Below are 26,494 nucleotides of genomic sequence, written 5' to 3' on the forward strand. Positions count from 1 at the left end.
GACCGGGTGATGGGGCACTTGGTGAGAATGGTGGACGTCGGGCTGCGGTATGAGCGGATCTGGCGGGCAGCCGTGGGGTTGCTTGCCGGGATCGGGGTGCTCACGGCGCTGGTGTTCGTGTCACCGGCGACCAACTTGGCGGCGTTCCTGGTGGCGGCGTTCACGATCGGCGCGGTCTGCCTGAGTGTCGGCCTGGGTCGCGACCTGCCGAACGCCGACCTGCTCCGGGCGGTGCCGCGCGGAGCGGTGCTCGGGGCGTTGTGCGTGCTGGCGATCTGCGGGTACGCCGCGGCGGTCGGCGCGCGCACCGTGATGCTGGTGCTGCTCGTCCTCGGCGTCTCCCCGCCCGTCGTCAGCTGGCTGCGCTCAGGCTCCGCGCCCAGCGAACCCGCCTGGACCAACCATGGCGGTCCCGGGCGGGCGGGCGCGGGTGCCGCGTGGGGGACGGCGGGGCGCACGGGCACGCCGTGGGGGCCACTGAGCCGTGGTGACACCTCCGGCAGGAGCGATGGTTCCGCCTGGGGCAACGCGGACCGGAACGACAGCTCGGGGCGCAGCGTGGGCTCCGGGGAGGGTGTGTCGGCCGGTTCGGGTAGCGGCGGAGGCTCGGGGCGGGCGAAGCCGGACCGGCGCGGAGAAGCGGGCGAGCGGGACCGGCGCGAAGACTCGGGCGAGCGGGAGCGGGGGGACAGGCCGCCGCGGTTCGGGCGGTTGCGGCGGCGTCGGCGGATGGACAGGAAGTTGCCGTCGGCTCCTTCTCTGCAGCAGCAGTTGCCGCTGCCGAAGTACCTGACTGCCGTCGTCCGCGGTGTCGGCGAGCTGACCGACGAGGAGCTGTGCCTCGCCTGGCGACGGAGCTTCACCCAGCTGGAGCGGGCGATCCGTCCCGACCACCGCCAGGCGATGGTCGACGTACGCCGCGCGTACCTGGACGAACTCGAACGCCGGCACCCCGAATCCTTCGCCAGCTGGCTCGCCTCGAACCCGCGCGCCGCCGGCAACCCTGCCCGGTTCTTCACCCACAGAGCAGACCACTAGGAGAGATCTCGTCGTGAGCGGGACCGAGACCGCACACAAAGGCCGCACGTTCTTCGGGCACCCGCCGGTGCTCGCCAATCTTTTCGGCGTAGAGCTGTGGGAACGGTTCTCGTTCTACGGCATGCAGGGCATCCTGCTGATCTACCTGTACTACTCCGCCGAGCGCGGCGGCCTCGGCATCGACGAGGGGACCGCGACCAGCATCGTCGGCGCGTACGGCGGGCTCGTCTACCTGTCGACGATCCTCGGCGGCTGGCTCGCCGACCGGCTGCTCGGTGCCGAACGCACCTTGTTCTACAGCGCGATCGTCGTGATGTGCGGCCACATCGCGCTCGCACTGATCCCGGCGCTCGGCGGTGTCGCGGTCGGCCTGGTGCTGATCGGCTTCGGCAGCGGCGGCGTGAAGGCGAACGCGACCTCGCTGGTCGGCACCCTGTACGGCGAACACGACGAACGCCGCGACGGCGGATTCTCCCTGTTCTACCTGGGCATCAACCTGGGTGCTTTGGTCGGGCCGATCCTCACCGGCCTGCTGCAGAAGAGCGCGGGCTTCCACTACGGCTTCGGTCTCGCCGCGGCCGGTATGTTCCTCGGCATCGTGCAGTACGGCGCGGGCCGCCGCCGTCTCGGTGCCTCCGCGCGGGAGGTTCCGAACCCGTTGCCGGTGGCAGCATTACGACGTACGGCGCTCATCGTCGCCGGCGGACTGATCGTCGTCGTGGCGCTGCTGATCTCCGGCGTCCTCCCGGCGTCCCGGTACGCGACGGCGGTCGCGGTGATCAGCGCGGTCGCGGCGGTCGTGTACTTCGCGGTGATCCTGAGCAGCAAACAGTTGACCGACGTCGAACGGCGGCGCGTGCAGGCGTTCATCCCGCTGTTCATCGCCAGTGCGGCGTTCTGGTCGCTGTACCAGCAGCAGTTCACGGTCGTGACGATCTACTCCGACCAGCGCCTCGACCGGAACATCTTCGGCTGGCAGATGCCGGTGTCGTTCGTGCAGTCGATCAACCCGGTGATGATCATCGTGCTGTCCGGGGTGTTCGCCGCGCTGTGGACGAAGCTCGGTCCGCGGCAGCCGTCGACGCCGATCAAGTTCAGCGCCGGGCTGGCGGTGATGGGTGTCGCGTTCCTGCTGTTCCTGACGATGGCGGGCGGCGGCCCGAACAGCGCGCCGCTGCTCGGGCTCACCGGCATCCTGCTGGTGTTCACGATCGCGGAACTGCTGCTGTCCCCGGTCGGCCTGTCCCTGTCGACAAAGCTCGCCCCAGCAGCGTTCCGGACCCAGATGGTTGCCCTGTTCTTCCTCTCGGTCGCCTTGGGTACGGCGATGTCCGGCGTACTCGCGAAGCTCTACAGCACCAGCCACGAGCGCGCGTACTTCGGCGTGATCGGCGGCGTCGCGCTGGTGCTCGGCGGACTGCTCGCGCTCGCGGTCCGGCCGATCCGCCGGCTCATGAGCGGCGTGCACTGAAGGCGGCCTGCAGGTCCGCCGAGATCAGCTCGACCGCGTGCCTCCCGGCGGACAAGGCCGCCGGGAAGTTCAGGAACGCGTGCATGGTGTCGGCGTACTCGACCAGTTCCGTCGGTACGCCGTCGTGAGCGAGCCGGGCCGCGTATGCGAGCGCGTCGTCGCGCAACCAGTCCCGGCCGGCCGCCAGCATCAGCGTCGGCGGAAGGCCTGCGAGCGAAGCCGCCTGCAGCGGTACGGCGCCCGCCGGGATCTCGCGGGTACCGAAGTACCACTCGTGCCAGTCGGAGCCCGGGTGCAGGTCGAGAACCGGGTAGCAGAGGATCTGCCGATCGGGGAGCGGTGTACCGGCGTCCCGCGCGAGCAGGCAGGCACCGGCAGCCAGCGCACCGCCCGCGCTCTGGCCGCCGATCGCGATCCGGCCGTCGCCGTCGAGGTTCTCCCGAAGCCAGGCGAGCGTGTCGTACACGTCCTGAAGCGCTGCTGGGCAGGGGTTCTCGGGCGCCAGACGGTAGTTGAGTGAGACAACGGTGACGTTGCCGTAGGCAGCTATCAGCGACGTCGCGTACTCGATGTCGCGGAGGTCTCCGCCTACGAAACCGCCGCCGTGCAGCCAGAGGAGGATCGGGCGCGGCCGGACCGCGTGCCGGTAGACACGGGCCTGCAGCGTTCGCCCGGGGAGCTCGACGGCGATGTCCTCGGTGGCGACCCGGGGGTCGGGCTCGCCGGCGATCGCCGGGTCGGGGAGGTCCTCGCGATCGAGGAGCAGTGCCTCGTACGGGTCGAGGTCGGGCGTGGTCGGCAGCTCGGCGAGGTGCTTCAGCAGCGCGTCGGTCTCCGGGCCGAACTGTGGATTGTCGACAATCGTCATGCGGACACCGGCTGCAGGTGCCGCGCCGCGTGCGCGAACAGCATCCCGTCGGGCGTGCTGGATACGTATTCCGCCAGCGCTCCGATCCCGCCGTTGAAACCGGCCCCGGTGGACGGATCCGCCCAGGCGGCTTCGTCGTACTGCGTGATCTCGGCGACCAGTGCGTCGCCGACGCTGCGGAACCTGTGCAGGACCAGTTCCGGCGGGATCCGCCGGCCCGCCTCGACGCCGCCGCGGTTCAGGGCGCTGCCGATCTCCGCGGTCTCCCAGCGCGGGTCCAGGCTCCAGTGCAGCCGTCCCGCCCGCGCCTCCTGCAGTACGGCGAGGTTGATCTCGTCCCACATCAGCACGTGCGCGACCAGGTCGTGCAGCGAGTCGCAGAAGTGCCCGAGCGGCCCGTCGTGGACGTCGTACGGCGTCCGCAACTGGTCCTCGGTCTTCCCGGCGACCCGGCTCAGCAGCAGCTCCTGGTCGCGGCGGATCATTCCGGCCGCCTGGGCGGGTGTCGTCGTCGGTGTGCGCATGACCGCCAGCCAACCAGCCGCCGGCGGTCCGGACCGCCGGATTGCGTGAACTCGTCAATCCGCGGGCTCCTATCATCAGTTGGACCGCGAACAGAGGAGACGGGTGTGAAGATCGGGATCGTCGGCGCCGGCGGTGTGGGTGGGTACTTCGGCGCCCGGCTGGCCGCGGCCGGGCAGGACGTCGCATTCGTGGCCCGCGGCAAGCACCTGGAGGCGATCAGGTCGGCCGGGCTGGTCGTGCACAGCCCGGCGGGAGACCTCCGGCTGCCGGTGGCCGCCACCGACGACCCGGCCGGGATCGGCGCCGTCGACTACCTGCTGGTCTGCGTGAAAACCTGGCAGTTGCCCGGCGTGATCGAGACGATCCGCCCGCTGGTCGGACCGGACACCGCGATCGTGACGGTGCAGAACGGCGTCGAGGCGCCCGGCCAGGTCGCGCAGGTCTACGGACAGGACGCCGTCCTGCCCGGCACCGCCGAGGTGATCGCGTACGTCGAGGGTCCCGGCGTGATCCGGCATCTCGGCAACGGGAAGCTCAACGTCGGCGAGTGGGCGAACGGATCGACCCCGCGGCTCGAGCGGCTCCGGGACGCGGTCGCCGGGGCCGGGCTGCAGGCGACGATTCCGGACGACATCTGGGCCGCGCTGTGGACGAAGTTCCTGTCGGTCGTCCCGACCGGCGGCCTCGGCACGGCGACCGGCGCCGGGTACGGCGTACTCCGCACGCAGCCCGCCACCCGCCAGCTCCTCACCGAGGCCACCGGCGAGATCCGCGACCTGGCCCGCGCCCGCGGGGTCCAGCTGGCAGCCGACGTCGTCGACCGCACCCTCGACTGGATCGACCAGCTCCCCGCCGACGGCACCACCTCACTCCAGCGCGACCTGATCGCCGGCCGCCCGTCCGAACTCGACGCCTGGACCGGCGCCGTCGCCCGCCTCGGCCGCGAGTCCCGCGTCCCCACCCCGATCAACACGCTCCTCTTCGAACTGGCCACCGCCCGCGTACTTGCCAACAGCAACTAACTTTCGACCCTGGTGCGGATCCGCGGCTCCGTGGCGGGCCGGCTGTCGTGGGTGCGGACCGCCGCGAACAGTACGCACAACGCGACGCCGTAGATCGCGACACCGAGCGGCAGCGCGCTGGTCGTGCTGAGGCCGATCATCACCACGGCCCAGCCGCCGGCCACAATCGCGGCGTACCGCTGCCAGCCGGTCCACGAGCGCAGGACGACGACCCCGGCCACCAGCAGGCCGATCGCCGTGAGTGCGACACCGGCGCCGAAGAGCGCGCCGACCACCTTCGGCCCGGTATCGGTGAGGCGCCGGTCGGCGATCGGCATCGACAGCAGTTCGGCGATCAGCAGGACCAGCGTGCCGGCGCCGGCGATCGCGGCACCGATCCGGCCGCCGCGGGACGTCAGCGCGCGGAACAGCGCGACCATGCCGAGGAACACCAGCAGATGGAGTACGGCGTACGCGACGGAGACCGGTACGAGCGCGCCGGCGCTCCACGGATAGCTCCATTGCTGGTCGGAGATCGTGGACGCCGGCTTGACGAACGCCTCGACCGCGATCCCGGTCAGCGTGGTGACTGCGGCACCGATCAGGCCGATGCCGGACAGACTGCGGTTCATGGTTCCCACCTTTCGACGAAGTGCTTCGACGGTAGGAACGGGGCGCCGGCGTCCGCATCGGCAGCAGTACGGCCTTCGATGTAGGTGCCAGCACTGTTGGCGGGAACGCACGGTGCTGCCACGATGGTGCCGTGGGTGGGCGTCGGCCGGCGATTGCCGGGATGTTCGGGGTGAGCGTGCTCGCGGAGATCGCCGCGATCATCCTGTTGTGGCGGCTCGAGCCGGTCTACGACACGCTGCTCTACGTCCTGTTCAACCTGGCCACGGCCGGGGCCGGCGCGGTGATCGCCTGGCGGCGGCCGGGGAACCCGATCGGCTGGCTGTTCCTCGGGTTCGGCCTGCTGAACACGCTCGCCTCGGACCTGTCCCACGGATGGGGTCTCCGCGCGGCCGCGGAGGGGTGGCCGGGCGGCCCCGTCGGCGAGGGAATCGCGGCGGTCAGCTGGTTGCCGAGCGGGTACGGGTGGACGCTGACGTTCCTGTTGTTCCCGACCGGGCGGTTGCCGGGGCGGCGGTGGCGTGCGGTGCCGTGGCTGGGGGCAGCCGGGCTGGTGGTCAGTATGTCCGCCTGGACGTTGAGCCCGGAGCGCGGGCGGGACTTCGTCTCGGGGCGTAACCCGATCGCCGTGGCGGGGCTGCCGACCGGACTGCTGCTCGCGATCGGGATGCCGTTGTTCCTCGGGGCGCTGCTCGCGGCGGTGGTGTCGCTGGCGATCCGGTTCCGCCGGTCGGAGGGGCTGGAGCGTCAGCAGCTCAAGTGGTTCGTGCTCGCGGCGGTGGTCGCCGCTGTGGCCCTGCCGACGAGCTTCGTGCTCTGGTACGTGAGCCCGGCGGCGGGGGTGATCGCCGCGGTCGCGCTGACCGGTCTGCCGCTGGCGGCGGTGGCGGCGATCCTGCGGTACCGGTTGTACGACGTCGATCTCGTGATCAGCCGGACGGTCGGGTACGCGGGACTGACCGTGCTGCTGGTGGCGTCGTACGCGATCGTGACCGTTGCCCTGGGCGCCTTCCTCGGGCGCGGGTCGGGATGGACGGTCGCCGTCGCGACGCTGGTCTGTGCGGTGCTCTTCCGGCCGCTGCGGGCGCGGATCCAGGGCGCGGTCGACCGTCGGTTCAACCGCTCGCGGTACGACGCCCTGCACCGGATGGGCGCCTTCCTCGACGACGTACGTGCTGGTCGCCGGCTTCCGGAGGACGTGGAGGTGCTGCTGCGGGAAATCCTCGCCGACCCCACTCTGGAACTCCTCGTGTTCCTCCCGGAGACCCACCGCTACGCGGACCTCACCGGTGTGTCCCGCGACGGGCTGACCGGCGACGGGCGGCAGCGGATCGCGATCGAGCGCGGCGACCAGCAGATCGGGGTGGTGCTCTGCGACGCCACCAGCCCGCTCGGACCCGAGCTGGTACGGCGGGTGCTCGAGCACGGCGGACTGGCGGTGGAGATTGCCCGCCTGCGCGCCGAACTGAATCTCCAGCTGACCGAGGTGAAGGCGTCCCGGGCCCGGATCGTTGCCGCCGCCAACGCCGAACGCCGCCGGATGGAAAGAGACCTCCACGACGGAGCCCAGCAACGCCTGGTGTCCATCGGCCTGGCCCTCCGGCACGCCCAGCACCAACTCGGGTCGCCTGGAGGGGCCGTAACAGCTGGTGCCGGGCCGGGCGGCGCTGACATCGCCGCGGTTCGGGCGACGTTGGACGGGGCCGTGGCCGAGGCGGCGGTGGCGATCGGGGAGCTGCGGGAGTTGGCACGGGGGTTGCCGCCGGCGCAGCTGGATGCGGGGTTGGGGCCGGCGTGTGCGGAACTGGCGCGCCGGGCGCCGCTGCCGGTGTCGGTACGGATGCCGGATCGGCGCTTCGACAGCGGCGTCGAGGCAGCCGTGTACTTCATCTGCTGCGAAGGCCTCACCAACGCCGTCAAGCACGCCTCCGCGACCCGTGTCGACCTGATCGCCGCCCACCGCCGCGAGCACCTCGTGGTCCGCGTCGTCGACGACGGCGTCGGCGGCGCCGCGCCCCGGAACGGCACCGGCCTCACCGGGTTGGCCGACCGGGTCGCCGCGCTCGGCGGGTCCTTCCGGGTACAGAGCCGGCCGGGTGCCGGTACGACGCTCGTCGCGGAGCTGCCGTGCGGATCGTGATCGCCGAGGACCAGGTCCTGCTCCGCGAAGGCCTCCGGATGCTGTTCGCCGACGGCGGCCACGAGGTCGTCGCGACCTTCGGCGACGCGGACGGCCTGCTCGACGCGGTCACGACGTACGGTCCGGATCTCGTGGTCGCGGACATCCGGATGCCGCCGACGCACACCGACGAGGGCGCGCGGGCCGCGCAGGCGGTGAAGCGCGCGCACCCGGACCTCGGCGTACTCCTGCTGTCGCAGCACATCGAGACGCAGTACGTCGTGGAGCTCGTGTCGCTCGGCGGGTTCGGGTATCTGCTGAAGGACCGGGTGCTCGACGTGGCCGAGTTCCTGGCGGCCGCCGAGCGGGTCGCGCGCGGCGGCTCGGCGCTGGACCCGCAGGTGGTCGCCGGGCTGATGGCGCGCCGCGATCCGCTCGCGACCCTGACCGAGCGCGAACGCGGCGTCCTCGCCCTGATGGCCGAAGGCCTGACGAACACCGGGATCGCGAAGCGCCTCTACCTCAGCGAACGCACGGTCGAGGCGCACGTCCGCCACCTCTTCACCAAGCTGGACCTGCCCGAGACCGAGGACGGCCACCGTCGCGTCCTCGCGGTACTCGCCCAGCTCAGCGCGCCGAACCCTCGAAGCCGAGTTCGCTGAGGATGTCGTCGACCGGGCGGCCGGGGGCGGCCGCGGTGACGAGGCCGTGGATGCAGGCGGTCATCACCATCCGGAAGTAGGCCTCACTGCTGATGTCGGGGAGTTCGGCCTGGGCGCCGCCGAGGACGGCGTCGCCGGCGAGCAGGGCGTACACCTTCTCGAGCTCGCGACGGTGGGAGCCTTCGAAGTACGGGCGATGACGTTCCTCGGCGGCGCTCAGGTTGATCGCGAGCGCGGCGACGCTGCCGGACAGCATCAGTGCGACACCCGGACCGTACCCGCGCCGCCCGAGCGCCTCGACCGCCTCCCGCTGGAGCCTGACGCCGGCCTCGCCCCGCGGGAACAGGCCCTGCATGTAGCCGGCCAGCCCCGGGTGGCCGAGGACGAAGTCGCGGATCTGCTGCGCGAACGACAGCAGGTGCGCCTTGATGCCCTCTGCCGGATCGTCGACGATCTGCAGATCCCGCAGCACCGCCTCACCGACCAGCGCCTCGAGGCCGAGCTTGCCGTCGACGTGCCGGTACAGGGCCGTCGGGCTGACGCCGAGCGCGGTCGCGACACCGTTGACGGTCAGGTTGGTCAGGCCGAGCCGCAGCCCCTCACGCTCGATGTCCGCGACCGTGATCTGTGCCTGGCGACCGCCGGTCTTCCGGCGGGGCGGATTCGCTGTCACAACCCTCCTCTGTCGGGGCTGACCCCAAAGTTATGCTACTAACTTAGATCGACGCCGTCACCGACGGTGATCTGTTCTGTCCCTTACTCCTCAGGAGATCATGGTGAGCGCACCTCGCCCCACCCGGCGCACGATGCTCAAGGCCGCCGGCGGGCTGACCGTCGCGGCCGGCCTCGGCGCCGGCACCATTCTGGCCACCTCCCTCGCGGCGAACGCGGCCGACGACGGATTCGGCCTGCACATCACGGATCGGAACGAGAGCGATCCGCGGATGTGGTACTACCGCTTCCAGACCGCCGAGATCAGCTGGGCACCGGGCGTGAACGTCCTGCTGCCGAGTGACTATCACACCAGCGGGCGCACGTACCCGGTGCTGTACCTGCTGCACGGCGGCATGGGCGACTTCATGGAGTTCGACCACCACCACATCCGCGAGCTGACCGCCGACAAGCCGCTCATCGTCGTGATGCCCGACGGCGGCCACGCCGGCTGGTACTCGAACCCGGTGAGCAGCAACTCGGGCCCGCACAACTGGGAGAGCTTCCACCTCAACCAGCTCGTCCCGTGGGTGGACGCCAACTTCCGCACGTACGCCGAGTTCGCCGGCCGCGCCGTCGCCGGGTTCTCGATGGGCGGCTTCGGCGCGCTCAAGTACACGGCCAAGTACTACGGCCACTTCTCCTCGATCAGCGCGCACTCCGGTCCGCCGAGCCTGCGCCGGGACAACGGCCTGGTCGTGCACTGGGCAAACGTGTCCTCCGCGGCCGCCGACCTGGCCGGTGGCACGATCTACGGCGCCCCGGCCTGGGACGAGACCCGGGTCACGAACGACAACCCGATGCAGAACCTCGAGCGCTACCGCGGCAAGCGCATCTTCATGGTCGCCGGCACCAGCCCGGGCCCCGACCCGTTCGACCTCGCCAACGAGCGTGAGGTTCTGGCCGGCCAGCGCGAGTTCAAGGCCGCCCTCGACGCGGCCAACATCCCGTTCACCGCCTACGAGGATCCAGGCGGCCACATGATCCGCGAAGACCGCCTGGCCGAAGACCTGGCCGGCATCGTCGCCCACCTGAAGAAGGCCTGACCCGCCAGCGGCCGGGGCGATCATTCCTCGGCGAGGCGGCGGAGGAGGTGGGCGAGGGTTTGCTGCTCGGCGGAGGTCAGGCGGGAGAGTTGGTTGAGCATGACGTCTCGGCGCTTCTGGCGGAGAGTGGTGAGGATCTGGCGGCCGTCAGCCGTGAGATCGACGAGGGTGGCACGGCGGTCGTGGGGGTCTGGTTGGCGGGCTACCAGGCCGGCTGTCTCCAGGTCGTCGACGACGGAGGTTGCCGACCGCGGGACGATGCCGAGGCGGGCGGCGAGTTCGCTGAGGCGGATCGGCCGGCCGGCATGGTCGAGCGTGCGCAGCACCCGGAACTGCCCGTGCGTGACGTTCTCCCCGAACCCCTCCCGGGAGGCCCGGCGCTGCCGTCGGATGATGCCGTCCAGGAGCGCCGTGATCTGCTCGGCGGAGTCGTCGAGGTCGTCGGGGTCACGCATGTGCAGAGCCTAGTGGCCGGCGTACGTCGGCCGCCGTCGCGCACGCGTGGGAACAACCAGGGATCTTGTGAGGTTTGCTCATAGTGAGTTAACCTCAGTATATCTTGATCCCTGGCGAAAGGAACTGCATGTCGCAGCTTTCCGGATTCCCGGGCGGGGGCGGTGGGGGCGGTCGCGCGATGCGGTCGCTGCTCAGGGACTCCTCGGTCCGGCATCACAAACTGTCGGCGGGCACGCTCCGCCGGATCCTCGGGTTCGCCCGTCCGTACCGCGGCTACCTGGCCGCCTTCCTCGTCCTGGTGGCGTTGGACGCCGGCACCGGCGCCGTCACCCCGTTGCTGTTCAAGGCGATCATCGACAAGGGCATCGTGCCCCGGCACGCGGACGTCGTCGTCTGGCTGGCCCTCGTGGTCGCCGTCCTGGCGCTCGCGAACGGCGCCGTCACGCTCGGCGAGCGGTGGTTCTCGGCGCGGATCGGTGAAGGTCTCGTGTACGACCTGCGCACCGCCGTCTTCGACCACGTCCAGCAGTTGCCCGTCGCGTTCTTCAGCCGCACGCAGACCGGCGCGCTCATCCAGCGGCTGAACGGCGACGTCCTCGGCGCGCAGCAGGCGTTCACGTCCACGCTCTCGAACGTGGTCAGCAACCTGCTCAGCGTCGTGCTGGTTCTCGGCGCGATGTTCGTGATGTCCTGGCAGATCACGCTGCTCGCCCTCGTCGTCCTGCCGCTGTTCGTGATCCCGGCCCGGCTGCTCGCCGGAAAGTTGCGCGAGGCAACGGCTGAGACGTACAAACTGAACGCCACCATGGCGCAGACCATGACCGAGCGGTTCAACGTCGCCGGGGCGGTGCTCGCCAAGGTCTTCGGCCGGACCCAGGACTCGTCGCGCGACTTCGCCGGCAAGGCCGCCCGGGTCCGCGACATCGGCGTCACCACCGCGATGTACGCCAGCGTCTTCCGGGTCTCGCTGACCCTGGTCGCGGCGCTCGCGGTCGCGCTCGTGTACGGCGTCGGCGGCGTACTCGCGGTCGCCGGGACGCTCGGCATCGGCACGGTCGTCGCGCTGACGGCGTACCTGAATCGGCTCTACGGGCCGCTCACCGCGCTGTCCAACATCCAGGTCGACGTGATGACCACGCTGGTCAGCTTCGAGCGGGTGCTCGAGGTGCTGGACCTCCCGCCGATGGTTGCCGATCGCGAGGACGCGAAGGTGCTGCCGGCAACGGCCGAGCCGTCGATCGAGTTCGACCACGTCTCGTTCCACTACCCGTCCGCCGAGGACGTGTCGCTGGCCTCGCTCGAGTCCGTGGCGACGCTGTCGGCGGAGACCGGGGACGAGGTCCTGAAGGACGTCACGTTCACCGTCGAGCCCGGGCAGCTGGTCGCCGTCGTCGGGCCGTCCGGCGCCGGCAAGTCCACGCTGTCGTCGCTCGTCTCCCGGATGTACGACGCCACCGGCGGAGCCGTGCTGGTCGGCGGGTACGACGTACGCGAGGTCACCCAGAGCTCGCTGCGCGCGGCGATCGGGGTGGTCACGCAGGACTCGCACATGTACCACGACACGATCCGCGCGAACCTCCAGCTGGCCCGGCCTGACGCGACCGACGCGGAGCTGCACGAGGCGCTCGAGGCCGCACAGATCGCGACACTGGTCGACAGCCTGCCCGACGGGCTGGACACGGTCGTCGGCGATCGCGGGTACCGGCTGTCCGGCGGTGAACGGCAGCGGCTGGCGATCGCCCGGCTGCTGCTGAAGTCGCCGTCGATCGTGATCCTCGACGAGGCGACCGCGCACCTGGACTCCGAGTCCGAGGCCGCCGTACAGACCGCCCTCGCGAATGCGCTGGTCGGCCGTACGTCGCTGGTGATCGCGCACCGGCTCTCGACGATCCGCAACGCCGACGTGATCCTGGTGCTCGACGACGGGCGGATCCAGCAGCGCGGCACGCACGACGAGCTGCTCGCGCAGGGCGGGCTGTACGCCGACCTGTACGCGACCCAGTTCGCCAAGGCGGCGTGAGAGGGCGGCTGACCAGTACCCGGACCCCAGGTCGCGAGCGGCACCGCGGCCGGGGGAGGATTCCCGGTATGAGAGATCGGATGACTGCCACTGAGCTGACGTACGACGCTCCCGCGGCGAACTGGCTGGAGGCGCTGCCGCTCGGCAACGGCCGGATCGGGGCGATGTGGTTCGGCGGTACGGCGCAGGACCGGATCGCGCTGAACGACGAGACGTGCTGGTCGGGGAGCCCCGCGACCACGCGCCGGCTGGCGACTCCGAACGGCGAGGTCGGACCGGACGCGCTGGCGAGGGTCCGGGAGGCGCTCGCACGGGGAGACGTGCGGGCGGCGGAGGAGTTGGCGGGCGGGTTCCAGAGCGGGCACTCGCAGGCGTATCTGCCGCTGGGTGATCTGGTGCTGGACTTCGAGCGCGGCGGAGAGGTCACCGGGTATCGGCGACGGCTGGATCTGGACGAGGCGGTCGCGCGGGCGGAGTACACGGTCGCCGGGGTCGAGGTCTGGCAGGAGGTGTACGTCAGCGCACCGGCGGGAGGATTGATCCTACGTCTGGGTGCTTCGCAGCCACTCACGGTGACGCTCAGCCTTACCTCGCAGCTCCGCTCGACCACCCAGGCCCTCGGCGGCAACGGCCTGGCCCTGCTCGCCACCTGCCCGTCTTCGGTCGCCCCACCCCACAAGGGCACCGGCCGGCCGATCCAGTACTCCGATGCCGACGACCGCGGCATGAACGCCGCCGTCGTACTCCGCGCCCAGTCCGATGGCACCGTCACCCCCTCAGCCGACAAACTGACCGTCACCAACGCGACGGACCTCCTGGTGGTCCTTTCCACCGCCACGGGCTACGAAGACCCTCACACCGCCCCGACCCGCACCCACACCGACTGCCGCGAACAAGCGGACACCACGGTGTGCACCGCGCTGTCTCTGGGTGAGATGTTGCGGGAGGAGCATGTGCGGGACTACCAGGGGTTGTTCCGGCGGTCTGTGCTGGTGTTGCCGTCCGGGGTGGACCTGACGACGGATCGGCGGTTGGTCGACGCAGGGGGTGATCCGGGGCTGGCTGCCCTGATCTACAACTTCGGGCGTTATCTGATGATCGCAAGCTCGCGGCCAGGTGGACTTCCGACCAATCTGCAAGGGATCTGGAACGAGCACCTGCAGCCGCCGTGGAGCAGCAACTACACGGTGAACATCAACACCGAGATGAACTACTGGCCCGCCGAAACCACCTCGCTCTCCGAGTGCCACGAGCCGCTGCTCACCTACATCAAGAGCCTCGCCCGAGCCGGAAAGCACACAGCACGAAACCTGTACGGCGCCGCCGGCTGGGCCGCCCACCACAACGCCGACGCCTGGTGCTGGACCGCGCCGGTGGACGGCAACCCGAAGTGGGCGAACTGGCCGATGGCCGGCGTCTGGATGTGCCGCCACCTCTGGGACCACTATGCGTTCACCAACGACCGTGAGTACCTGCGCGACGTCTGGCCGACGCTGCGAGGCGCCGCCGAGTTCGCCATGGACTGGCTGGTCGAGCTCCCCGACGGCACCCTCGGCACCACGCCGTCCACCTCTCCCGAGAACGAGTTCGTCGCACCGGACGGTCAGCCGGCCTCGGTGACGACCTCGTCCACGATGGACCTGTCGCTGATCGCCGACCTCTTCGACCGCTGCGCCCTGGCCGCCGCCGAACTCGATCTCGCCGACCCGCTCGTCGACACTCTGCAGGCCGCCCGCAAGCGGATCCCGGACCCCAGGATCGGCGCCCGCGGGCAACTCCAGGAATGGCTCGACGACCTCCCGGAGGCGGAACCGCAGCACCGGCACACGTCGCACCTGATCGGCCTGCACCCCGGCGACCAGATCACCCCGGACGGTACGCCGGACCTCGCCGCGGCCGCCGCCCGTACCCTGGAACTCCGTGGCGACAAGAGCACCGGCTGGTCGCTGGCGTGGCGGATCTCGTTGTGGGCAAGGCTTCGTGACGGTGCCGCCGCGCACCGCCTGGTCCGCGAACTGCTCACCCCGGCCGGTGACTCCGGCACCGACTACGTGGGCGACGGCTCCGGCCTGTACCCGAACCTGTTCTGCGCGCACCCGCCGTTCCAGATCGACGGCAACTTCGGCGCCACCGCCGGGATCGCCGAGATGCTGCTGCAGAGCCACACCGGCGAGCTCGAGATCTTCCCCGCGCTTCCGGAGGCCTGGCCGGACGGCTCGATCACCGGTCTCCGCGCCCGCGGCGGCGTCGGCGTCGACCTGACCTGGTCACCGCGGTCGGCGACCGCAGTACTCACGGCCGACCGCGACACCCGGGTCGTCGTCCGCCACCGGGACCGTCGCGAGGAGGTGTCCCTGACCGCGAACGCCCCGTACACCTGGACAATCAGGGGATGAGTTTCGTCATCGGCGTCGACATCGGGACCGGCAGTACGAAGGCCGTTCGCTGCACGCTCGACGGTGAGGTGGTCGCGGTCGCCCGCCGCGACCACGCGCCGACCCTGCCACGACCGGGCTGGGCCGAGATGGATCCCGAACGCGACTGGTGGGGTGACGTCGTCGAGGTCCTCGCCGAGCTGGACCCCACCGACGTCGCCGCGGTCTGTGTCTCCGGCCTCGGCCCGTGCGTCGTACAAGCCGGCGACGACCTGCGCCCGCGGCGCCCGGCGATCCTGTACGGCGTCGACACCCGGTCGACGCGTGAGATCGCGGAGATCACCGAGCAGCTCGGCGCCGACGCGATCCTCGAACGCTGTGGGAAAGACCTGTCCAGCCAGGCGATCGGGCCGAAACTCGCCTGGCTCAGGCGCGACGCCGGCGACGCGTGGCGCCCGCAGGACCGGTGGTTCAGCGCCCACACGTACGTCGTCGCCCGGCTGACCGGCGAGTGGGTCCTCGACCATCACACGGCCAGCCAGTGCGACCCGTTCTACGACATCCACCGCCAGGACTGGGCCGCGGACTGGGTCGAACAGGTCCTGCCGGGGCTCGCCCTGCCACGCCTGGTGTGGCCGGCCGAGCAGGTCGGGACCGTACGCCGGGAAGCTGCCGCACAGACGGGCCTCGCCGAAGGTACGCCGGTCGTCGCGGGCACCGTCGACGCGTGGGCGGAGGCGTTCAGCGTCGGCGTCCGGCGCCCGGGCGACCTGATGCTGATGTACGGCTCGACGATGTTCTTCGTCCAAGTGTTGGCCGCACCAACGAGTGTGCGCGGACTCTGGACGACGTCCGGCGTCGAGCCCGGATCGCACACGCTGGCTGCCGGAATGGCGACCTCGGGCACCGTCACGACCTGGCTGCAGGCCCTCACCGGCGGCGTCCCGTTCGACACCCTCCTGCAGGAGGCGGCGGCGGTACCCCCGGGCAGCGAAGGGCTCGTCCTGCTCCCGTACTTCAGCGGCGAGCGAACCCCCGTCTACGACCCGCTCGCGCGCGGCGTGATCGCCGGGCTCACGCTCCGCCACGGACGGGGTCACCTGTTGCGCGCGACCTACGAAGGGATCGCCTGCGGGGTGCGGCAGATCCTCGACGTGTTCGGTACGGCGGAACGTATCGTGGCGGTCGGCGGCGGTACGCAGGGCGGCCTGTGGACGCAGATCGTCAGCGACGTCGCGGGCGTCCGGCAAACCGTTCCACAGCAGACGATCGGGGCCTCGTACGGCGACGCGCTGCTGGCCGCGATCGGCGTCGGCGCGGTACCCCCGGACACGGACTGGACCCGCCCTGATCACGTCGTCGTACCCGATCCGGCCACGGCGGCGACGTACGACACGCTCTTCGAGGCGTACACCGAGCTTTATCCGGTTACCCGCGGACTGGTCCACCGTCTAGCCTCGGCTGGTGACTGACTGGGACTGGCAGTGGGACGAGACGTTGTACGCCGGCAGTGCGCAGCACTACGCGGTCGGCCGGATGGCTTACCCGGCGGCGCTGGGCGAGGCACTCCGGGATGAGCTGGAACTGGACGGCAAGGACCGACTGCTCGATGTCGGCTGCGGCCCGGGACCGGTGACGTTGTTGCTGGCGCCGTACTTCGCACAGGTGGTCGGTGTCGACGCGGACGCCGACATGCTCGACGTGGCGGCCGAACGGGCCGCCCGGACCGGCGTACGCAACGCGAAATGGCGGCAGCTACGGGCGGAGGAACTGCCCGCGGACCTCGGGACGTTCGAGGTGGTGACGTTCGCGCAGTCCTTCCACTGGATGGACCAGGCGCTGGTCGCGGACCGGGTCCGCGGGATGCTCGCGCCCGGCGGCGCGTGGGTACACGTTGGCGCGACCACGCATCGGGGGCTGGACGGTACGGCGGAGTTGCCGCATCCGCGGCCGCCGTGGTCCGCGATCGACGATTTGGTGACCCGCTACCTCGGTCCGGTACGCCGGGCCGGCCGGAGCGCGCTGCCGACCGGGACGCGCGGCGGCGAGGAGGATGTGATGCGCGCCGCCGGGTACGCCGGCCCGACGAGGCTGGTCGTCGGCGGGGACGAGGTCGAGGACCGGACCGTCGACGAGGTGGTCGCCGCGGTGTTCTCGTTGTCGGGCTCGACACCGCACCAGTTCGGCGCGGACCGGCCGGCCTTCGAGGCCGACCTGCGTGAGCTGCTCACGAATGCCGCAGGCAACGGACTGTTCTCGGAACAGCGCCGGGAGATCGAAGCGGTGATCTGGCGCTGAGCGCCGGCTGAGAGGCGAGCCGGGACACGCGGCGGCCGCGGCGAGTCGCCGCGGCCGCTGGGTGTGCTGCGTCAGGACTACTGGTTGTTGTCCTGGTTGTCGTCGCCGCCCTGGCCGCCGAGCCGCTCGCGGGCGAAGTCCTCGCCCTGCTCGATCTGGTCCCCGAACTTGTCGCCGGTCTTCTCGTTCACGAAGTCACCGGCCTTGTCGAGGCCCTCGTTGACCTGGTCCGGGTGGTCCTTGGCCAGCTCTTCGGCCTTGTCCTTCATTTCGTCGAACATACCCATCGTCTTTCCCCGTTCCTTCGATGGTTGCCTTCCACTACCTAGCCGTCTTACCCGATCCGATGGATTCCACACAAGGACTCGCCGGGCGTTGACGAAGCGTTCATCCGGTAAACGGATTCCGGCCCGCCTGCAGCGCGGGAAGTACGCTTGCGGCGAACACGCCGTACAGGTGCCGCTGGAACATCGGGCCGAAGCTGACCCGGGCGGCGCCGCGGGCCGCGTAGTCGGCGATCGAGTGGGCGCCCTGCCCGTAGACGACGTTCACCGGGCCCTCGAGTTGCGTGCTCAGCGTGCCGATCAGGTCCAGGTCGACGACCCCGATCGGATACACACAGTCAGCCCCGGCGGCCAGGTATTTCGTACCGCGATCGATGGCCGTCCGTAACTGTTCCTCCGCCGTGCCGGCCTTGCGGAGGAAGACGTCGATGCGGGCGTTGATCACCAGCGCGTCACCGGCCGCTGCGCGTACGGAGGCGAGGAAATCGGCCTGCTCGCCGGGGTCGACCATGGTGCCGGTGGCCGGGTCGGAGTCCTCCAGGTTGAGGCCGGCGGCCCCGGTGGCGACGAACCGTTCGACGAGTTCGCCGGGCTTCAACCGGTACCCGCGTTCGAAGTCGACCGTCACCGGGACCGACACCGAGCGTGCGATCCGGGCCGCGCCGGCGAGAACGTCGACGACCGGCGCGTGCTCGCCGTCGTCGTACCCGAGGACCGCGGCGGTCGCGTTGCTACTGGTGGCGACCGCGCCGAAGCCGGCCTCCTCGATCAGCCGCGCCGAGGCGGCGTCCCACGCGTTGGGTACCACCAACGGCGTACCGGGAACGTGCAGGTCTCGCAAAGTAGTTGCCAGGGACATCAGGATCTCCCACAGATCAGAGGCAGCCCGAAGGCCGGGAACAAAGCAGGTTGGTGGAACGCGAGCACCGCCGAGACCGCGTTCTTCGTGAGCGTCAGCACCTTCACCGAGTGCGCGTGGAACTGGTCGTCGGCGCCGCGGATGTACATCGCGAACGCCGGCTGCCCGTTGGCCGAGGTGGCGACCAGCCGGCGCCGGTCCGGACCCGGCCGGAGCTTCGAGTCGAGCAGCCGCAGTACGTCGGCACGCCCGCTGAACCAGGTCGGGATCGGCGGCATCTCCCAGCGCGCGTCCTCGGTGAACAGGCCTTCGAGCAGCACCAGGTCCTTGCTCTCCATCGCGGCCTGGAACTGGTCGAGCAGCGCCCGCCTGAGCGGTTCGTGCGGTTCGCTCAGCTCGTCCTCGCGCGGCCGCAGCCGGGCGAGCTCAGCGCGGGCCCGCTGCAGGGAGCTGTTCACCGCGGTGGTCGTTGTGTCGAGCAACGAGGCGACGTCGGCGGCCGGCCAGGTGAGCACCTCGCGGAGGATCAGTACGGCGCGTTGCCGCGGCGGCAGGTGCTGCATGGCGGCGACCATCGCGAGCCGCAGACTCGCTCGCTCGCCGACCACGGTGGCCGGGTCGGCGCCGAGCAGCTGGTCCGGGAACGGCTCCAGCCACGGCACCTCCAGCGCCTGGGCGTGGATGTCCTCCGGATCGTTGCCCGGGGCACCCAGTGCCGACGGGACGATCCGCCGGCTGCTGTGCTGCAGGAGGTTCAGGCACACGTTGGTGGCGATCCGGTACAGCCAGGTCCGGACCGACGAACGGTGCTCGAAGTCCGCGTGACCGCGCCACGCGCGCAGGTACGTCTCCTGGACGGCGTCCTCGGCGTCGTGCAGCGAGCCGAGCATCCGGTAGCAGTGCGCGACCAGCTCGCCCCGATGCTCCGCGAACTCCTCCTCGAGGTTCATCAGACTCCTTCCGCGACCTTCGCCTTCGCAGCCGGCCGGGTGGTGCGGCTGCGGGCCGCGATCGCGAGACCCGACAGCGCCGCGAGCAACGACAGTACGCCGCAACCCGCGAGCGCCCGGGTGAAACCGTGACCGGCGTACCCGCCCGCGGCCGTGAACACCGAGCCGAGGACCGCGACCCCGGCCGCGCCGCCGAGCTGGCGGTTCATGCTGTAGACGCCGGACGCGATCCCGACCGACTCCCGCGGCAGCGCGGACATCGCCGCGCTCTGCGCCGCCGGCATCGCGAGGGAGATCCCGGAACCGGTGACCATCAGCGGTACGACGAGCTCCCAGTAGTGGCTGGTGCCGCGGCTGACCCAGAACATGCCGGCCGCCTGCAACGCCATACCGACGACGACCAGCGGACGTTCGCCGACCCGGTCGACCAGGCGTCCCGCGATCGGCCCGATCACGAACAGCGTCGCCGTCCACGGCAGCAGCTGCAGCCCGGCCTTCAGCGGCGCCGACCCGAGCCCGACCTGCATGTACTGCGAGAGGAAGAACACCGCACTGAACAGCGCCGCGCTGAGGAAGAACCCGGCCGAGTTCGCCGCGGTGAACGTCCGGTTCCGGAAGAGCGCCAGCGGCACCATCGCGTGGCGGGTACGGCGTTCCCACAGCCCGAAGGCGAGCAGCATCACGACACCGATCGCGAACGCGGACAGTACTTCGGCACTCGTCCAGCCCGCCGACTCGCCGCGGACTGTGCCCCAGACCAGCCCGAGTACGGCGAGGCTGATCAGCACCGCGCCGACCAGATCGAGCCGCCGCGCCGGGCCGGTGCTCTCCGGGATCTTCGCGAGCACGAGCACGATCGCGAGTACGCCGATCGGCACGTTGATCCAGAAGATCCACTGCCAGGACAGCCCTTCGGTGACCGCACCGCCGATCAGCGGACCGCCGAGGACCGCGATCCCGGTCACGCCGCTGAACACCCCGATCGCCCGCCCGCGCCGCTCCGGCGGGAACGCCGCCCCGAGCAAACTCATCGCCAACGGCATCACGAACGCCGCCCCGGCCCCTTGCACGGTGCGCGCGACGATCAGGAACGGCAGCGAGGTAGCCAAAGCACAGGCGACCGACGCCGCGGTGAACAAGGCCAGGCCGGCCGCATAGGTACGCCGCCGCCCCAGACGGTCACCGATCGCGGCAGCCGTCATCAGAAGCATCGCAAAACTCAACGCATACGAGTTGACCGTCCACTCCAACTGCTCGGCCGAAGCACCGAGGTCAGCCCGGATCGTCGTCAGCGCCGCGGCCACCACCAGGGTGTCCAACGCCACCATGAACGAACCGAGAGAGGTCAACCCCAAAACCCATCGTTCTCGCACAAGGCCCTCCAGGGATTGCTGTCACCCCTGTAGACCGGCGAAACCCCCCGAACTCATCGCTGCGATGAGTACGAGTTCTCGGCTCCTGGCAAGCTGCGTCGTCTTGATCAGCGCAGGGCCGTGATCACGTCTGCGGCGATCTCCGGCATGACGGCGCAGTTCACCGTGCGTCCTTCGACCGGGCCGGTGACGTTGTAGTCGACGACCGCGTGCTGGCCCTCGTGAGTGTCGATCACGACCTCGCAGGTCGGCCGGACCCGCATCCGCGCTCCGGACCAGGCCGGGAGTCCGCCGACCTCGATCTCCTTCGGCTCGGCGTCGCTGAAGATCGTCCCGTCGTAGACGCTTTGCTGGTACACGATCACCGTGAGCGAGTACGGTGGCTGACGGTAGGCCCAGGTGCAGACCAGGGTGCCGGTCTTCCCGAGCCACTCCGCGACCGGCTTCCCCTTCTTCAGTTGCCACCTCTCGACCGGGATCCGATCGAGAGCGGTGCAGTCCCGGACCGTCGAGAGGTCGAGTTCTCCGGTCCGTGGGCGAGGGGACGGGACCCATGACCCCGCGGTCCGGCTCGGGGGCGCCGACGGTTCGCTGGGGCTCGCCGACGAAACCGGTGTTTCGGAAGGTCGGCTCAACGTCGGCTGTTCGATCGGCTTCACCTCGGGCGCCGTCACCGAACACGAACCCGTCCAGACGACGGCCGCGACAACGGCGACCACCCGACCGAAACTGATCTTCAGCATGAAAAGCATTCCCCTGGAGAGCCGGCCGGGGGACCGCTGCCCCCAGTCCGGCCGCACTTTAGCGAAACGACAGGTCCGAGCCGGACGGACGCGCGGTAGCCGCCTCCGAACCCTCAGCGTTCGGTGCGGGCCTCGATCTGGATGAGGGTTTGCTGACCGGCGGCGACGAGCGTGCGGGTGGTGGGGGTGATGCCGAAGACCTCGAGGCGGCAGATGGTGAGGGTGCGGCCGGGTTTGATGACGGTGCCGATTGCCTCGAGGTGGTCGCCTTCGGCGGGGGCGAGGAGGTTGATCTTGAACTCGACGGTGAGGACCGACGTGCCCTCGGGGAACAGCGTGAACGCGGCGTACCCGCCGGCGCTGTCGGCGATCGAGCTGGTGGCGCCGGCGTGGAAGTAGCCGTGTTGCTGGGTGACCTCGGGGCGGCTGGGTAGCTGGATGTGCACCTCGCCGGCGCCGATGTACGAGATCCGCGCGCCGAGGTGTTCCATCAGCCCCTGGCGGTCGAAACTGGCCTGTACCCGCTCGCGCACCTCGGCCGTCACCATGGCGGGAGACTACTAGGACCTGTCTGGTCCTAAAGCGGAATCAGCGCCGCCGCCGGCATCGTGGGGGTTCGCGAGCCGCCGTCGGGCTCCACGGTGAGGCCGAACGTCGTCATCCCGGTGGTCGAGCCGTTGATCACCCGGGTCAGGTCGCCGGCCGCGAGGCCGATCGAGTGCGCGGTCTGTTGCGGGTCGATCATCCACAGCTGCCAGGTCCGGCCGGACGGGAGCTTCGGCAGGTCATGCAGTACGACGACCGACTTGTCTGCCCGGTCGGACGTGACGACCGTGGCCTGGCCGCCGCCGCGGACGGTGCCGTGCACGGTGCGTGCGTCGGGCTCGGCCAGTACGGCGGCCACTTGCCGGCTCGCCTGCTCCGCGCTCGTCCGGCCTCGGTACTGGTCGATCGCGATTCCGCCGCTCGCCGCGACCAGTGCGCCGGCCGCGGCGAGTGCGAGGACCGAGCGGCGGCCGAAGCGCCGCCGTACCAGAGGCGCAGGCTCGTGGACCACCGGCGGGAGCTGGCGGACGTGCTCGATCGCGGCCATCACGTCGGCCTTGAGTCCGGGCGGCGGCGGGGTCGCGACCTGGGTGGCGAGCTTGACCGCGGCGGCGCGCAGTTCGGCGACCTCGGTGCGGCAGAACGTGCAGCCGGCCAGGTGCGCCTCGAAGCGGGCGCGTTCGTCGTCCGGCAGTGCGTCCAGGACGTACGGGCCGGTGAGGGTGTGCACGTCGGATTCGGTCATCACGCAGGCCCCTTCGTGGTTCCGAGGCAGTCGCGGAGCCGGATCAGGCCGTCGCGCATTCTCGCTTTGACGGTCGGAAGCTTGGCGCCGAGCTGCTGGGCGACCTCCGGATAGCTGTAGCCGTTGTAGTACGCGAGCTCGATCGACTCGCGTTGCAGCTCGGTCAGGGTCCCGAGGCAGCGGCGTACCTGCTCGGCCTCGAGCCGGGTGCTGACGGTGTCCGCGACCTGGTCGAACTCGACGTCGGCCGAGCGCGCGCCGACCTGTTCGGCCCGGTCGGCGGCGGCCTGCTCGGAGCGGACCCGGTCGACCGCGCGGCGGTGCGCGATGGTCAGGATCCACGAGTGCGCGGAGCCGCGCGCGGCGTCGTACCGGGTCGCCGTCCGCCAGACGTCGAGCATCACCTCCTGGGTGACCTCCTCGGACTGCGCCGGGTTCCGCAGGATCCGGCGGACCAGGCCGAACACCGCGGGCGACACCCGGTCGTAGAGCGTGCTGAATGCCGCGGCGTCGCCGGCCGCGGTCAGCGTCAGCAGGTCGCCGTCCGTGGTCGCGCCGGGCCGCTGTTGCGGTCCGCCGGGCCAGGGCAGCGCGGTGGGTTCGGTCACGATCAGCTCACCGTAGCGTTCGCGGGCATGACGTCGGGCCTTCCTCGGGGGTGCTGTCGGGGGTGCTGTCGCGGGTACTTCGGTGCCGGCCGCGAATCGGATGGGTGACTTCGACGACGGTGAAAGTGAAGGTTCGTGCACCCTGGGCGGCGTACAGTCGCCTGCCGGTCGGTAACCGTTCGTGGAGAGGTGGAGCAAGTGCTTCGACAGCTGATCACCGGAGCCGTGGCGGCGGCCACTGCCGGTACGTCGTTGGTCCTGATGCCGGCCGCGGACGCGGCACCTGTACCGTCCGTGCAGCTCGGGGGAGTGCACGACGGTCAGGTGACGTTCGACGGGCTGACCGAGCTGGTCATCCAGCGGATCCTGGTCGGCGACGACGTGGCCGCGTCGAAGTACTTCAGCGGCAAGCCGGTCGACGACCCGGTCCGGGAGCAGCAGATCCTGACCTCGGTCCGGGCGTCCGCCGTCCAGCTCGGCATCGATCCGGACGCGACCGCGGCGTTCTTCCAGGCGCAGATCGAGGCCAGCAAGGTGGTTCAGCGCGGACTGCTCGCGTACTGGGCGGCGCACCCGGACAAGGCGCCGACCAGCGGCCCGGACCTGAACGTGATCCGGCAGAAGCTCGACACGATCACCACCCAGCTGCTGGCCGAGCTGGTCCGCGTGGACCACCTGCGCCGGAGCGGCCTGCACTGCGACATCGCGCTGGTGGTCGCCGACGCGACGGGTGCCGCCCGCCACCACCTCGACCCGCTGCACCGACGAGCGCTGCGGACCGCCTCGGCCGCTACCTGCTGATCACCCCATCCGGGCGAGGGCGGCCTCCGACAGTTCGTACCGCAGGGGCTGCCCGGCGGCGTACCGCTCGATCTCGTCGGCGGTGATCGCGCCCATCCCGAAATAGCACTCGACGGTCGCGGCGGCCTGGTGCGGCGTGAGCAGCACGTTGGGCAGCCCGCGGAACGGGCTGTCCGCCGGCAGCGGCTCCTCGTCGAACACGTCCAGCGCGGCGTCCAGCCGGCCGGATCGCAGCTCGTCGAGCAGCGCGTCCATGTCCACCAGCCAGGAACGGGCCGTGTTCACCAGCGCGGCGCCGTCGGGCATCAGTGCCAGTTCGCGGGCGCCGATCAACCGGTGCGTCTCGGGCAGAGTCGGCGCATGCAGCGCGACCACCCGGCTGCTGCGGAGCAGTTCGTCGAGGTCACACCGCCGTACGCCGAGCCCGGCCGCCCGCTCGTCGGTGAGATAGGGGTCGTAGGCAACCACCTCGGCCCCGAGCGCGACCAGCATCCGGATGTACTCGGCACCGGTCCGGGACGCCCCGACGACCCCGATCCGGGAAGCGGTCAGCCCGTGCTGCGGCGGCACCGGGTCTCGCCAGCGGCCGGCGTGCATCCCGTGGTCGAACCGCTGGATCCGGTGCAGCAGGCTCAACGTGAACGCGAGCGACACCTCCGCGACCGGCTCTGCCATCGCCTGCCCGGCCTGGGTGATCCGCAGTCCGCGCCGGAACATCTCGTCGGTGACGAAGTGCTTCACCGACGACGCGCTGTGCGCGACCAGCCGCAGTTGGTCCGCGTGATCCAGCACGTCGGCGGTGAGCGGCGTCGCACCCCAGGACGTGATCAGCACGCCGGTCCCCGGCAACGCCGCGCACAGCGCGCCGGCATCACCCGGATCGTCCAGTACGACGATCTCGCCGAGCGCCTCCAGCCGCGCCACGCTCTCCGGCGCGAATACCATCTCCCGGTACGACGGCGTCGCCGCCAGCACGATCCGCAGCTTTTCGGCCATGACCGAATCCTACGCCGCGGCTCCGGCGTTCCGGGCGGCGCGGGCGACCAGCAGATGCAGGCCGACCGTGATCGCCAGGATGGCGGCCGACACGCCGAGCAGGCCGTTCGGGGCCGCGCCCGCGGTCAGGGCTATGCCGCCCAGACCGCTGCCGAGGGCCGAGCCCAGTGAGATCGCGCTGCCGTTCAGAGCCATCACGATCGCGGCGGAGTCCGGCGCCATCGACGCGAGCCGCGCCTGCTGCGGCACGGCGCCGCCGCCGTTCCCGACGCCGGCCGAGAAGAACCACACCAGACCCCAGACCGCCGCCACCATGGCCGGCGCGAACATCAACGCGACCATGCCGAGGACCGCGTTCAGGAACAGCCCGACCAGGACGACGGTGAGCACCTTCAGCGCGGTGAACCTGTCGACCAGTCGTCCTGTCACGGCGTTGCCGGCCATGCTGGACACGCCGTACCCGAACATGATCGCGATCATCGCCCACTTGACGTGGAAGTGCGGCTCGAGGATCAGGGTCGCGTACGTGAAACATGCGTAGCTGCTGCACAGGATGCCGGTGGTGACGAGCAGGCCGGCCACCAGTCGCGGTTGTCCGAGCGGGCGCAGCCGTTCGACCAGCGTGCCGCCGGGCAAGTGCAACTGGGGGAGTCGCAGCAGGATCCCGATCAGCGCGACCGTGCCGACCACCGCGACCATCACCATCGGGAACCGCCAGCTCGACTGCCCGATCACCAGCCCGATCGGTACGCCGAGCGCCGTCGCGGTCATCCACCCGCCGAGCACGAACGACAACGCCTTGCCGTGGTGCTCCGACGGGGTCAGCGCGATCACGTACCCGGTGACGGCCGCGTTCAGCAGGCTGCCGCCGAGCGCCGCGAGCACCCGGCCGCTGAGTGCGACCGGGTAGTTCGTCGCGACCGCGACCACCACGTTCCCGAGCACGAACACGCCCAGCGACAGCGCGATCGTGGTACGGCGTTCCCAGCGCGACGTGAGCGTGCCGAGCACCGGACCGGCGAGTGCGGCGGTGAACGCGAAGACCGACATCAGCTGACCGGCCGCCGCCGGCGTGACCGACAGGTCGCCGGCGATCTGCGGCAGCAGGCCGGCCAGCACGTAGCCGTCGATGCCCATCGAGAACGTCGCGACCGCCAGCCAGATGAACGGGCGGTAGGAGAACCCCCGCCCCTCCGTTCCTGACTGGTCTGTGCCGGCGGGTCGCGTGTCCGTCATCTGCCCATCTCACCCCGAGCGGATCGCTCACGGCAAGAGGAAGTTGATCAAATCTGCCAGGAACTGCGAACTCAGGTGCAGTTCTGATCACAATTACGCAGACTGTATTCCATAGTCGTGGATCTTCCGGTAA

Annotated in this window: 26 protein-coding genes; 11 read left to right on the forward strand and 15 right to left on the reverse strand. The window is 70.6% G+C overall.

What is annotated here, in order from left to right:
• Positions 1 to 9: 9 nt before the first annotated feature.
• Together AB0M51_RS36990 and AB0M51_RS36995 are read left to right on the forward strand one after the other, a co-directional pair.
• The gene (locus tag AB0M51_RS36990; RefSeq protein ID WP_363752906.1) at positions 10 to 1,038 is read left to right on the forward strand and encodes a hypothetical protein; all 1,029 of its coding nucleotides are present in this window, start codon (positions 10 to 12) and stop codon (positions 1,036 to 1,038) included.
• 13 nt (positions 1,039 to 1,051) lie between these two features.
• Positions 1,052 to 2,509: a peptide MFS transporter gene (locus AB0M51_RS36995; protein ID WP_363752909.1), complete on the forward strand. Its 1,458-nt coding sequence runs from the start codon at positions 1,052 to 1,054 to the stop codon at positions 2,507 to 2,509.
• Here the strand turns inward: AB0M51_RS36995 and AB0M51_RS37000 are convergent.
• Complete coding sequence (locus tag AB0M51_RS37000; protein WP_363752912.1) at positions 2,490 to 3,377, reverse strand: alpha/beta hydrolase fold domain-containing protein; 888 nt, start codon at positions 3,375 to 3,377, stop codon at positions 2,490 to 2,492. The two genes, AB0M51_RS36995 and AB0M51_RS37000, sit on opposite strands and share 20 nt — an antisense overlap.
• Positions 3,374 to 3,901 carry a maleylpyruvate isomerase N-terminal domain-containing protein gene (locus AB0M51_RS37005; RefSeq protein WP_363752915.1) on the reverse strand — a complete coding sequence of 176 codons (528 nt, stop codon included), beginning with the start codon at positions 3,899 to 3,901 and terminating at the stop codon, positions 3,374 to 3,376. The genes AB0M51_RS37000 and AB0M51_RS37005 overlap by 4 nt, the downstream gene beginning before the upstream one ends.
• Positions 3,902 to 4,006: 105 nt before the next feature.
• On the opposite strand from AB0M51_RS37005, the gene AB0M51_RS37010 reads away from it, so the two are divergent.
• Positions 4,007 to 4,924, forward strand: a complete 918-nt coding sequence (locus AB0M51_RS37010; protein ID WP_363752918.1) for a 2-dehydropantoate 2-reductase — start codon at positions 4,007 to 4,009, stop codon at positions 4,922 to 4,924.
• Here AB0M51_RS37010 and AB0M51_RS37015 read toward each other — a convergent pair.
• Entirely contained in the window at positions 4,921 to 5,535 is a 615-nt protein-coding gene (locus AB0M51_RS37015) for a hypothetical protein (protein ID WP_363752921.1), read from the reverse strand. The two genes, AB0M51_RS37010 and AB0M51_RS37015, sit on opposite strands and share 4 nt — an antisense overlap.
• Positions 5,536 to 5,666: 131 nt before the next feature.
• Here AB0M51_RS37015 and AB0M51_RS37020 point away from each other — a divergent pair, with 131 nt between their 5' ends.
• On the forward strand, positions 5,667 to 7,673 hold the full coding sequence (locus AB0M51_RS37020; protein WP_363752924.1) for a histidine kinase: 2,007 nt from the start codon (positions 5,667 to 5,669) through the stop codon (positions 7,671 to 7,673).
• The gene (locus AB0M51_RS37025; RefSeq protein ID WP_344190960.1) at positions 7,661 to 8,314 is read left to right on the forward strand and encodes a response regulator transcription factor; all 654 of its coding nucleotides are present in this window, start codon (positions 7,661 to 7,663) and stop codon (positions 8,312 to 8,314) included. Before AB0M51_RS37020 ends, AB0M51_RS37025 begins: the two co-directional genes overlap by 13 nt.
• Here the strand turns inward: AB0M51_RS37025 and AB0M51_RS37030 are convergent.
• Positions 8,280 to 8,987 (reverse strand): TetR/AcrR family transcriptional regulator, encoded by a 708-nt coding sequence (locus AB0M51_RS37030; protein ID WP_363752927.1) that lies wholly within the window; start codon positions 8,985 to 8,987, stop codon positions 8,280 to 8,282. The two genes, AB0M51_RS37025 and AB0M51_RS37030, sit on opposite strands and share 35 nt — an antisense overlap.
• A gap of 100 nt (positions 8,988 to 9,087) precedes the next feature.
• Between AB0M51_RS37030 and AB0M51_RS37035 the strand changes: the two genes are divergently transcribed.
• Positions 9,088 to 10,071 (forward strand): alpha/beta hydrolase-fold protein, encoded by a 984-nt coding sequence (locus tag AB0M51_RS37035; protein WP_363752930.1) that lies wholly within the window; start codon positions 9,088 to 9,090, stop codon positions 10,069 to 10,071.
• A gap of 20 nt (positions 10,072 to 10,091) precedes the next feature.
• On the opposite strand, the gene AB0M51_RS37040 is transcribed toward AB0M51_RS37035, so the two are convergent.
• Entirely contained in the window at positions 10,092 to 10,526 is a 435-nt protein-coding gene (locus AB0M51_RS37040; RefSeq protein ID WP_344190954.1) for a MarR family transcriptional regulator, read from the reverse strand.
• A gap of 128 nt (positions 10,527 to 10,654) precedes the next feature.
• On the opposite strand from AB0M51_RS37040, the gene AB0M51_RS37045 reads away from it, so the two are divergent.
• The 4 genes from AB0M51_RS37045 to AB0M51_RS37060 all read left to right on the forward strand — a co-directional run bounded on the left by AB0M51_RS37045 (position 10,655) and on the right by AB0M51_RS37060 (position 17,220).
• Entirely contained in the window at positions 10,655 to 12,547 is a 1,893-nt protein-coding gene (locus tag AB0M51_RS37045) for an ABC transporter ATP-binding protein (RefSeq protein WP_363752934.1), read from the forward strand.
• A gap of 80 nt (positions 12,548 to 12,627) precedes the next feature.
• The gene (locus AB0M51_RS37050; RefSeq protein ID WP_363752937.1) at positions 12,628 to 14,943 is read left to right on the forward strand and encodes a glycoside hydrolase N-terminal domain-containing protein; all 2,316 of its coding nucleotides are present in this window, start codon (positions 12,628 to 12,630) and stop codon (positions 14,941 to 14,943) included.
• Complete coding sequence (locus AB0M51_RS37055) at positions 14,940 to 16,394, forward strand: FGGY-family carbohydrate kinase (RefSeq protein WP_363752940.1); 1,455 nt, start codon at positions 14,940 to 14,942, stop codon at positions 16,392 to 16,394. Before AB0M51_RS37050 ends, AB0M51_RS37055 begins: the two co-directional genes overlap by 4 nt.
• Positions 16,387 to 17,220 (forward strand): class I SAM-dependent methyltransferase, encoded by an 834-nt coding sequence (locus AB0M51_RS37060; protein WP_363752943.1) that lies wholly within the window; start codon positions 16,387 to 16,389, stop codon positions 17,218 to 17,220. The genes AB0M51_RS37055 and AB0M51_RS37060 overlap by 8 nt, the downstream gene beginning before the upstream one ends.
• A gap of 77 nt (positions 17,221 to 17,297) precedes the next feature.
• On the opposite strand, the gene AB0M51_RS37065 is transcribed toward AB0M51_RS37060, so the two are convergent.
• The 8 genes from AB0M51_RS37065 to sigK form a co-directional block, all read right to left on the reverse strand.
• Entirely contained in the window at positions 17,298 to 17,501 is a 204-nt protein-coding gene (locus AB0M51_RS37065; protein WP_344190944.1) for an antitoxin, read from the reverse strand.
• 106 nt (positions 17,502 to 17,607) lie between these two features.
• On the reverse strand, positions 17,608 to 18,363 hold the full coding sequence (locus AB0M51_RS37070; protein ID WP_363752947.1) for an isocitrate lyase/phosphoenolpyruvate mutase family protein: 756 nt from the start codon (positions 18,361 to 18,363) through the stop codon (positions 17,608 to 17,610).
• A complete protein-coding gene (locus AB0M51_RS37075) occupies positions 18,363 to 19,313 on the reverse strand; it encodes a sigma-70 family RNA polymerase sigma factor (RefSeq protein ID WP_344190940.1) in 951 nt (316 codons plus the stop codon). The genes AB0M51_RS37070 and AB0M51_RS37075 overlap by 1 nt, the downstream gene beginning before the upstream one ends.
• Positions 19,313 to 20,641, reverse strand: a complete 1,329-nt coding sequence (locus AB0M51_RS37080; protein ID WP_363752950.1) for a DHA2 family efflux MFS transporter permease subunit — start codon at positions 20,639 to 20,641, stop codon at positions 19,313 to 19,315. The genes AB0M51_RS37075 and AB0M51_RS37080 overlap by 1 nt, the downstream gene beginning before the upstream one ends.
• A 152-nt stretch (positions 20,642 to 20,793) precedes the next feature.
• Positions 20,794 to 21,429 (reverse strand): DUF3558 family protein, encoded by a 636-nt coding sequence (locus AB0M51_RS37085; RefSeq protein ID WP_363752953.1) that lies wholly within the window; start codon positions 21,427 to 21,429, stop codon positions 20,794 to 20,796.
• A 113-nt stretch (positions 21,430 to 21,542) separates the two neighbouring features.
• Positions 21,543 to 21,977, reverse strand: coding sequence for a PaaI family thioesterase (locus AB0M51_RS37090; protein ID WP_363752956.1), 435 nt, complete (start codon positions 21,975 to 21,977; stop codon positions 21,543 to 21,545).
• Between the two features lie 29 nt (positions 21,978 to 22,006).
• The gene (locus AB0M51_RS37095; RefSeq protein ID WP_363752959.1) at positions 22,007 to 22,720 is read right to left on the reverse strand and encodes an anti-sigma factor; all 714 of its coding nucleotides are present in this window, start codon (positions 22,718 to 22,720) and stop codon (positions 22,007 to 22,009) included.
• On the reverse strand, positions 22,720 to 23,328 hold the full coding sequence (gene sigK, locus AB0M51_RS37100) for an ECF RNA polymerase sigma factor SigK (protein ID WP_344190932.1): 609 nt from the start codon (positions 23,326 to 23,328) through the stop codon (positions 22,720 to 22,722). The genes AB0M51_RS37095 and sigK overlap by 1 nt, the downstream gene beginning before the upstream one ends.
• Positions 23,329 to 23,526: 198 nt before the next feature.
• On the opposite strand from sigK, the gene aroQ reads away from it, so the two are divergent.
• Positions 23,527 to 24,129, forward strand: a complete 603-nt coding sequence (aroQ, locus tag AB0M51_RS37105) for a gamma subclass chorismate mutase AroQ (RefSeq protein ID WP_363752962.1) — start codon at positions 23,527 to 23,529, stop codon at positions 24,127 to 24,129.
• On the opposite strand, the gene AB0M51_RS37110 is transcribed toward aroQ, so the two are convergent.
• Both AB0M51_RS37110 and AB0M51_RS37115 read right to left on the reverse strand, forming a co-directional pair.
• Positions 24,130 to 25,125 carry a hydroxyacid dehydrogenase gene (locus AB0M51_RS37110; RefSeq protein WP_363752965.1) on the reverse strand — a complete coding sequence of 332 codons (996 nt, stop codon included), beginning with the start codon at positions 25,123 to 25,125 and terminating at the stop codon, positions 24,130 to 24,132. It abuts the gene before it with no gap.
• 9 nt (positions 25,126 to 25,134) lie between these two features.
• The gene (locus AB0M51_RS37115) at positions 25,135 to 26,361 is read right to left on the reverse strand and encodes an MFS transporter (protein ID WP_363752968.1); all 1,227 of its coding nucleotides are present in this window, start codon (positions 26,359 to 26,361) and stop codon (positions 25,135 to 25,137) included.
• Positions 26,362 to 26,494: the final 133 nt, after the last annotated feature.

This window comes from Kribbella sp. NPDC051137, from assembly GCF_040682535.1.
GTDB lineage: Bacteria > Actinomycetota > Actinomycetes > Propionibacteriales > Kribbellaceae > Kribbella > Kribbella karoonensis.

Coding starts and splice junctions, on each gene's coding strand:
- AB0M51_RS36990 (WP_363752906.1), top strand. CDS start 10: ATGGGGCACTTGGTGAGAATGGTGGACGTCGGGCTGCGGTATGAGCGG.
- AB0M51_RS37000 (WP_363752912.1), bottom strand. CDS start 3,377: ATGACGATTGTCGACAATCCACAGTTCGGCCCGGAGACCGACGCGCTG.
- AB0M51_RS37005 (WP_363752915.1), bottom strand. CDS start 3,901: ATGCGCACACCGACGACGACACCCGCCCAGGCGGCCGGAATGATCCGC.
- AB0M51_RS37015 (WP_363752921.1), bottom strand. CDS start 5,535: ATGAACCGCAGTCTGTCCGGCATCGGCCTGATCGGTGCCGCAGTCACC.
- AB0M51_RS37035 (WP_363752930.1), top strand. CDS start 9,088: ATGGTGAGCGCACCTCGCCCCACCCGGCGCACGATGCTCAAGGCCGCC.
- AB0M51_RS37040 (WP_344190954.1), bottom strand. CDS start 10,526: ATGCGTGACCCCGACGACCTCGACGACTCCGCCGAGCAGATCACGGCG.
- AB0M51_RS37045 (WP_363752934.1), top strand. CDS start 10,655: ATGTCGCAGCTTTCCGGATTCCCGGGCGGGGGCGGTGGGGGCGGTCGC.
- AB0M51_RS37050 (WP_363752937.1), top strand. CDS start 12,628: ATGACTGCCACTGAGCTGACGTACGACGCTCCCGCGGCGAACTGGCTG.
- AB0M51_RS37055 (WP_363752940.1), top strand. CDS start 14,940: ATGAGTTTCGTCATCGGCGTCGACATCGGGACCGGCAGTACGAAGGCC.
- AB0M51_RS37065 (WP_344190944.1), bottom strand. CDS start 17,501: ATGTTCGACGAAATGAAGGACAAGGCCGAAGAGCTGGCCAAGGACCAC.
- AB0M51_RS37070 (WP_363752947.1), bottom strand. CDS start 18,363: ATGTCCCTGGCAACTACTTTGCGAGACCTGCACGTTCCCGGTACGCCG.
- AB0M51_RS37075 (WP_344190940.1), bottom strand. CDS start 19,313: ATGAACCTCGAGGAGGAGTTCGCGGAGCATCGGGGCGAGCTGGTCGCG.
- AB0M51_RS37080 (WP_363752950.1), bottom strand. CDS start 20,641: ATGGTGGCGTTGGACACCCTGGTGGTGGCCGCGGCGCTGACGACGATC.
- AB0M51_RS37085 (WP_363752953.1), bottom strand. CDS start 21,429: ATGCTGAAGATCAGTTTCGGTCGGGTGGTCGCCGTTGTCGCGGCCGTC.
- AB0M51_RS37090 (WP_363752956.1), bottom strand. CDS start 21,977: ATGGTGACGGCCGAGGTGCGCGAGCGGGTACAGGCCAGTTTCGACCGC.
- AB0M51_RS37095 (WP_363752959.1), bottom strand. CDS start 22,720: ATGACCGAATCCGACGTGCACACCCTCACCGGCCCGTACGTCCTGGAC.
- AB0M51_RS37110 (WP_363752965.1), bottom strand. CDS start 25,125: ATGGCCGAAAAGCTGCGGATCGTGCTGGCGGCGACGCCGTCGTACCGG.
- AB0M51_RS37115 (WP_363752968.1), bottom strand. CDS start 26,361: ATGACGGACACGCGACCCGCCGGCACAGACCAGTCAGGAACGGAGGGG.